Here is a 6,009-nt window from a genome sequence, read left to right as displayed (position 1 = left end):
CCTACATGTCCGTATTAGCTGGGCGATAGCGCGGTGCCACGGACACCGTCGCAACGCCTGCATCTACTTCTATCCTCGCCTTTTTCCGCAACAAGCTGGCATAGCAGGTTTGTTGCACGCCACTATCGCCCAATGCGCAGTCCAGAGCCTTCAACGCTTACAGAGTGCAAGAAAATGAATACCCATTTCTTCAAAGTCGTCCAGACCGTTGCTTCTCATGGCTCGTTTTCGGAAGCCGCTGCGATTCTGGGTTGCAGTCAATCGAACATCAGTTATGCCATCAAGGAAGTGGAGGACTATTTCAACAAGCGGCTGTTCATTCGCAGTCGCGCAGGTTGCACTCTGACGCCGGAGGGGCAGGTCATCAGCCGTACGCTGGACAGTCTGCTGGCGACCCTTGAGCATCTAAAAAAAGTGAGCTCAGCGGCAGTGTCACGGTTCATTACTGTAACCACATGGACGAGACGTCTCTGGCGGCGTGCGTCGAGGCGATGACCCGGCTGCACCCCGGGGTGCATTTGAATGTGGTGCATGGCAGTGAGCAGCATCCAACCCTGGATGTGTTGCGACGGGAGCTGGCGGATATTCTGATCCTGCCCACGACGACGCTTGATGAGCATCATGTTGAGCATGTGCATTGGTCGGACGCTTATGTGTTGGTTGCTGCCCGAAGCCGTCTGCTGACGCCGCGGCCGTTTCACGAGCTATGTGAGGGCGTGAGGTATGTGTCGTGGCGCCATGCGGGTGTGGAGCGGTTGCATGGTCAGTTGGCTGCCGCTCAGGTGCGCCTCAGTCACCGCGGGGAGTTGAGTTGTGTGGCGACGTTGCTGGATCTGGTCGAGAAGGGGCAGTGTATGACGATTCTGCCCAGCCGCCTGGTTCCGGACGATGGTCGTTTGTTCGAATGTGTCCGGTTGCCGGTGCAGGTGGAGCGCAGTATCAGCGTGATTGCCCGACCAGGGTCGTTGTTGTCCAATGCGGCAAATGAAGTGATCGAGGTGCTGAAGCGGCTGCGGGTGGGGGATTAGGATCCACTGAGCCGTAGCCCCATTATCGATGTGCTATTGCCCTGTAAGAATTCATTCGCGAAGAGGCCAGTGCATACGCGCCTATGACTTGTTGCGTACATATCCGTTTCTGCGGTCACTGCTGATATTGGTTGCGCTTTTACAGCGCCTCACTTTTGGGAAGCGCAAAAGTAAGCAAAACGCTCATGCCCCACCACTTGGTGCCTCGCTGTCGCTCGGCATACCCGTAATCCGACATTGCTGCGTGGGGCCGCCGCCACCGGCCATCCATGGCCTGAGGCGGCTAAACCGGCATCCCTGCCGCCCCCTCCTTTAACAAGAGCCCCCACGCAGCAATGTCGAATTCCGGCCGGCGTGGTTTAACGGGGCGCCTAAGATCAAAATCAAGAGCAGATCAAGAGCAGATCAAGAGCAGGCCATAGGGTTTGTTGAACGGTTTGGTGTCTGTCCTCACCAAACCTCAGAAAGCACAAAGGGGAGCCTGGGCTCCCCTTCAAGGTTTTTTCGATGCTCTTTTTTGTTGTTGGGCGGCCTGTTGTTGTTTTTGGTGGCCGTACCCTTGTCGCTGTTTTTAAGCGATCCCATTGGGGATCAAGAGCAAACGTATTTTTTTGAGCGCTGATGCGGCTTTTATCTTGTTGATCCAACCAGGTCTGGAGCTACCTCAGGGTAGTTTTGTTGTTCTCTGTCCGGTTGCGAGGGTCTTTTGCAAGGTCCTCAGAAAAGCTATCCACTCCAAAAAAATCTGTTAGCTGCGCCTCTGTCCGTGTTGTTCTTGTTATGTCAGAGCCGATACGTCTTGTTTTTATTGGGTTACTGCACGTTTTTATTTTTGTTGTACCGAAGATATAGCAGGAGGCGTGCCAGTTTATTTAAATCCTTTTAAAACAGGGGCTTGATGGAAATCGTCAGTCTGAGACTCGATCAATCATGCCGCTAGCTGTTTCCGTGTTACCCGCTTTTTCCTGCTTGATGCGGGCAGGGTAACACTCTGCGGCAACATGTCGCACTTCAGGCCGACAGACGTGCCTTGGCTACCTTCGAGCCATTGACCTTGCCAAGGACATCGCAGATGCCTTGGCCAGCGTTGATCAGCCGATCCAGATCAACTCCGGTTTCGATCCCCAGCCCGTCAAGCAGGTAAAGCACATCCTCGCTGGCGACGTTGCCGCTGGCGCCTTTTGCGTAGGGGCAGCCACCCAGCCCGGCTACGGAGCTGTCGAAGACGTGGATGCCTTCCAGCAGGCTGGCGTAGATATTGGCCAAGGCCTGGCCATAGGTGTCGTGGAAATGCCCGGCGAGTTTGCCCCGGGCGATGCGCCCTGCAACGACATTGAATAATTCACGGGTTTTATCGGGAGTTCCAACACCAATGGTATCGCCAAGGGATATTTCGTAGCAGCCCATGCCCAGCAGTTCGTTGGCGACGGCTGCGACTTGTGCTGGCGCGATTCGGCCTTCATACGGACAGCCCAATACGCAGGAGACATAACCGCGCACCTGCATACCGTGCAAGCGTGCGGCCTCCAGGATTGGAGCGAAGCGTTCCAGGCTCTCACTGATTGAACAGTTGATGTTGCGTTGCGAGAAGGTTTCGGACGCAGAGGCGAAAACGGCAACTTCTCTGACTCCAGCGGCGAGGGCATCTTCAAAGCCGCGAAAGTTGGGAGTCAGTGCGGCGTAAGTCACCTTTTCATTGCGCTGGATACCGGCGAAGACCTCTGCTGAGCCTGCCATCTGCGGCACCCACTTGGGTGACACAAAGCTCCCGACTTCGATGTAGCTCAGGCCGGTTGCCGACAGCTCATCCACCAGTCTGGTTTTGTCCGCAACGCTGACAGGCCGCGATTCGTTCTGCAATCCGTCGCGAGGACCCACTTCTACCATGCGGACTTTTTCAGGTAGTGGCATGACTGGCTCCTTCTCGATTCATTCGAGGATAATTCTGCAGTTATTTGATTTTTATAGTTTTACTGAGCGCCAACTTGCAGCGCTCTTCAGCGGTGTCCAGCTCCAGCTGCATGTGCTGGATATCCAGGAGTTGTTGTTCCAGCTGAATACGGCGTTCGCCGATTTTGCCGAGCATGGTCTCCAGTTGTTTGTGGTTGCCGCCGACAGGGTCGTAAAGCTCGATCAATTCGCGGCATTCGGCCAGGGAAAAACCGATGCGCTTGCCACGCAGAATGAGCTTGAGCGTGACCTTGTCTCTGGCCGAGTAGATACGCTCCAACCCACGTCTTTCAGGGGCAAGCATGCCTTGTTCTTCATAGAAACGGATCGCCCGGGTGGTGATATCCAGCTCACGGGCGAGATCAGAGATGCTGTAGGTCTGGCTGGTCATTTACGCACTCGGCGGGGAAACAGAGGCTTAACCTAAGGTTCCCTTTACGTGTACGTCAAGCAGGAAATACTGCAGGGCCTACACAGATCAAGGACTTGGAATGCATTTCTGTGGGAACGGTGCTTGGTCTGGGCGGCATTCCGACGATAAACGATAACGCGGTGCGCCTTGCAACCGCGTCTCATGTATCGTCGGAATGCCGCCAGACCAAGCACTGCCCCCACAGGAGACCGGCTATAAAATTAAAATATATATAAATAACAAATGATTACGTTTTTATATTCAAGCCATTTCCAGCTTGTTCTCCTGCACTGTCACCTGCTGACACAGCTCAATAATCTGCTCGCGCATCCAGCGATTCGCGGGATCCTGATCGGTGCTTTCATGCCAGTACAGGTGAGTTTCTACCGCTGGAACGTCACTCACGGGTAGCGGGAAATAACGCAGTTCATGGCGTTTGGCGAAGCGTTCCGGCACGGTCATGACCATATCGGTCTGTTGCAGGACCTGTGATGCCATCAAGTAATGCTGTGAGCGCAGGGCAACTTTGCGCTGGATGCCCATTTTCCCCAACGCCAGGTCCACGTAACCCAGCCCACTGCGACGGCTGGAAATGTGAATGTGCGATGCCGACAGGTAGTCATCCAGCTTGAAGGTTTCCTTGCCCGCCAGGGGATGGCCCTGGCGCATGGCGCAGACGTATTTGTCAGCCATCAACTTGACGTGGCGCACCTGCGGGTCAGTGTTGAGCGGGGCATCCACGGCGAAATCCAGGCGTCCGGCAGCCAGCTCCTTGGTCATCTCCCGACGTTTCGACAGAAAGCTCTCGATGGTCACTTGCGGTGCCTGGCGACGCAGACGCTGAAACAGGGCGGGCAGGATCACCGCTTCAGTCAGGTCAGTCATGCTGATCCGGTAGTTTTTTACGGCCTGTAACGGTGTGAAAATCCGGCTTTCCTGCACAGATACTCTCAACAGCGACAGCGCGTTGCGCACCGGACCGATGATGTTCTGGGCCATCGGCGTGGGCACCATACCCTGGGCAGTGCGAACGAACAACGGATCGTTGAAGGTTTCCCGAAGGCGGGCCAGCGCATTGGATACTGCGGGCTGGGTGATGCCGACGATTTGTCCGGCGCGGGTCAGGTTGGCTTCCGTGTAGATCGCGTCAAAGACAATGAAAAGGTTGAGATCGACCTTGCTCAGGTTCATTCCGTGCGCCTCTTGTGTTGTTCTTGTTGTGTCGCTTCCGTGGCGGAGCGTGGCCCGATCATATATCGGTTATGAATGTTTATACACGCCGAGAATAGGTTAGATAAATGTTAGGGGTAGGCCTAGCATCGTCACATGCCCTTACAACCCCAGTCACAAGGTAGTTGCCCATGGATTTTGCTTACTCCCCGAAGGTTCAGGAATTGCGCGAGCGCGTCACAGCGTTCATGGATGACCATGTTTATCCCGCTGAGCCGATATTCGAGCGGCAAGTGGCCGAGGGGGATCGCTGGCAGCCTACGGCAATCATGGAGGAGCTCAAGACCAGAGCCAAAGCCGAGGGCTTGTGGAGCCTGTTCTTGCCTGAGTCTGAACTGGGGGCGGGTCTGACCAATCTGGAATATGCGCCGTTGGCGGAGATCATGGGGCGTTCGTTGTTGGGGCCGGAGCCTTTCAATTGCTCGGCGCCTGATACCGGCAACATGGAGGTCCTGGTGCGCTATGCCAGTGAATCTCAGAAAAAACAGTGGCTCGAACCCTTGCTGCGCGGGGAGATTCGCTCGGCGTTCGCCATGACCGAGCCTGATGTGGCCTCGTCGGATGCCACCAATATGGCCGCCCGTGCCGAGCGCCAGGGTGATGAGTGGGTCATCAACGGACGCAAATGGTGGACGTCGGGTGCCTGCGATCCGCGCTGCAAGATTCTGATCTTCATGGGCCTGAGCAATCCCGACGGGCCGCGCCATCAACAGCATTCGATGATCCTGGTGCCGACCGACACGCCCGGCGTTAAAATTGTCCGTCCGTTACCCGTATTCGGTTACGACGACGCTCCACATGGGCACGCTGAAGTCGTCTTCGAGAATGTTCGGGTGCCCTATGAGAATGTATTGCTGGGCGAGGGGCGCGGCTTTGAGATTGCCCAGGGGCGGCTAGGACCGGGGCGCATTCACCATTGCATGCGCTCGATAGGTATGGCTGAACGCGCCCTGGAATTGATGTGCAGACGAGCGATCAGCCGCGAGGCTTTCGGGCGGCCATTGGCGCGGTTGGGCGGCAACGTCGACAAGATTGCCGACTCGCGAATGGAGATCGACATGGCACGCCTGCTCACATTGAAGGCGGCCTACATGATGGACACGGTGGGTAACAAAGTCGCGAAAAGTGAAATTGCCCAGATCAAGGTAGTCGCCCCGAATGTGGCCTTGAAGGTCATAGACCGGGCCATCCAGATTCATGGCGGTGCAGGGGTGTCCAACGACTTTCCGCTGGCTTATATGTACGCCATGCAGCGCACGCTGCGCCTGGCCGACGGCCCGGATGAAGTCCACCGGGCGGCGATTGGCAAGTTCGAGATTGGCAAGTACGTGCCAAAGGAAATGCTGCGGGGCTGAGCTATCTATGAGTTAGAACGCGGTCTAACTGTGG

The 6,009-nt window shown here is 56.0% G+C and carries 6 protein-coding genes; 3 read left to right on the top strand and 3 right to left on the bottom strand.

The features are described from left to right. Window positions 1–174: 174 nt before the first annotated feature. Window positions 175–495, top strand: a complete 321-nt coding sequence (locus tag H8S59_RS25645) for a LysR family transcriptional regulator (RefSeq protein WP_187523250.1) — start codon at window positions 175–177, stop codon at window positions 493–495. Beyond that, window positions 456–1,028: a LysR family transcriptional regulator substrate-binding protein gene (locus H8S59_RS25640; RefSeq protein ID WP_187523249.1), complete on the top strand. Its 573-nt coding sequence runs from the start codon at window positions 456–458 to the stop codon at window positions 1,026–1,028. The genes H8S59_RS25645 and H8S59_RS25640 overlap by 40 nt, the downstream gene beginning before the upstream one ends. Window positions 1,029–2,039: 1,011 nt before the next feature. Here the strand turns inward: H8S59_RS25640 and H8S59_RS25635 are convergent. The 3 genes from H8S59_RS25635 to H8S59_RS25625 all read right to left on the bottom strand — a co-directional run bounded on the left by H8S59_RS25635 (window position 2,040) and on the right by H8S59_RS25625 (window position 4,581). Continuing rightward, window positions 2,040–2,939, bottom strand: a complete 900-nt coding sequence (locus H8S59_RS25635; protein ID WP_187523248.1) for a hydroxymethylglutaryl-CoA lyase — start codon at window positions 2,937–2,939, stop codon at window positions 2,040–2,042. Window positions 2,940–2,979: 40 nt separating this feature from the next. Next, a complete protein-coding gene (locus H8S59_RS25630) occupies window positions 2,980–3,369 on the bottom strand; it encodes a MerR family transcriptional regulator (RefSeq protein ID WP_187523247.1) in 390 nt (129 codons plus the stop codon). Between the two features lie 282 nt (window positions 3,370–3,651). Further along, on the bottom strand, window positions 3,652–4,581 hold the full coding sequence (locus H8S59_RS25625) for a LysR family transcriptional regulator (protein ID WP_187523246.1): 930 nt from the start codon (window positions 4,579–4,581) through the stop codon (window positions 3,652–3,654). 170 nt (window positions 4,582–4,751) lie between these two features. On the opposite strand from H8S59_RS25625, the gene H8S59_RS25620 reads away from it, so the two are divergent. Continuing rightward, complete coding sequence (locus H8S59_RS25620; RefSeq protein WP_187523245.1) at window positions 4,752–5,975, top strand: acyl-CoA dehydrogenase; 1,224 nt, start codon at window positions 4,752–4,754, stop codon at window positions 5,973–5,975. The last annotated feature ends 34 nt before the right edge of the window (window positions 5,976–6,009 follow it).

It is taken from the genome of Pseudomonas folii (assembly GCF_014357575.1).
Lineage (GTDB): Bacteria > Pseudomonadota > Gammaproteobacteria > Pseudomonadales > Pseudomonadaceae > Aquipseudomonas > Aquipseudomonas folii.
Note: the sequence above shows the minus strand (reverse complement) of the source record. Positions and strands in the feature narration are given on the sequence as shown.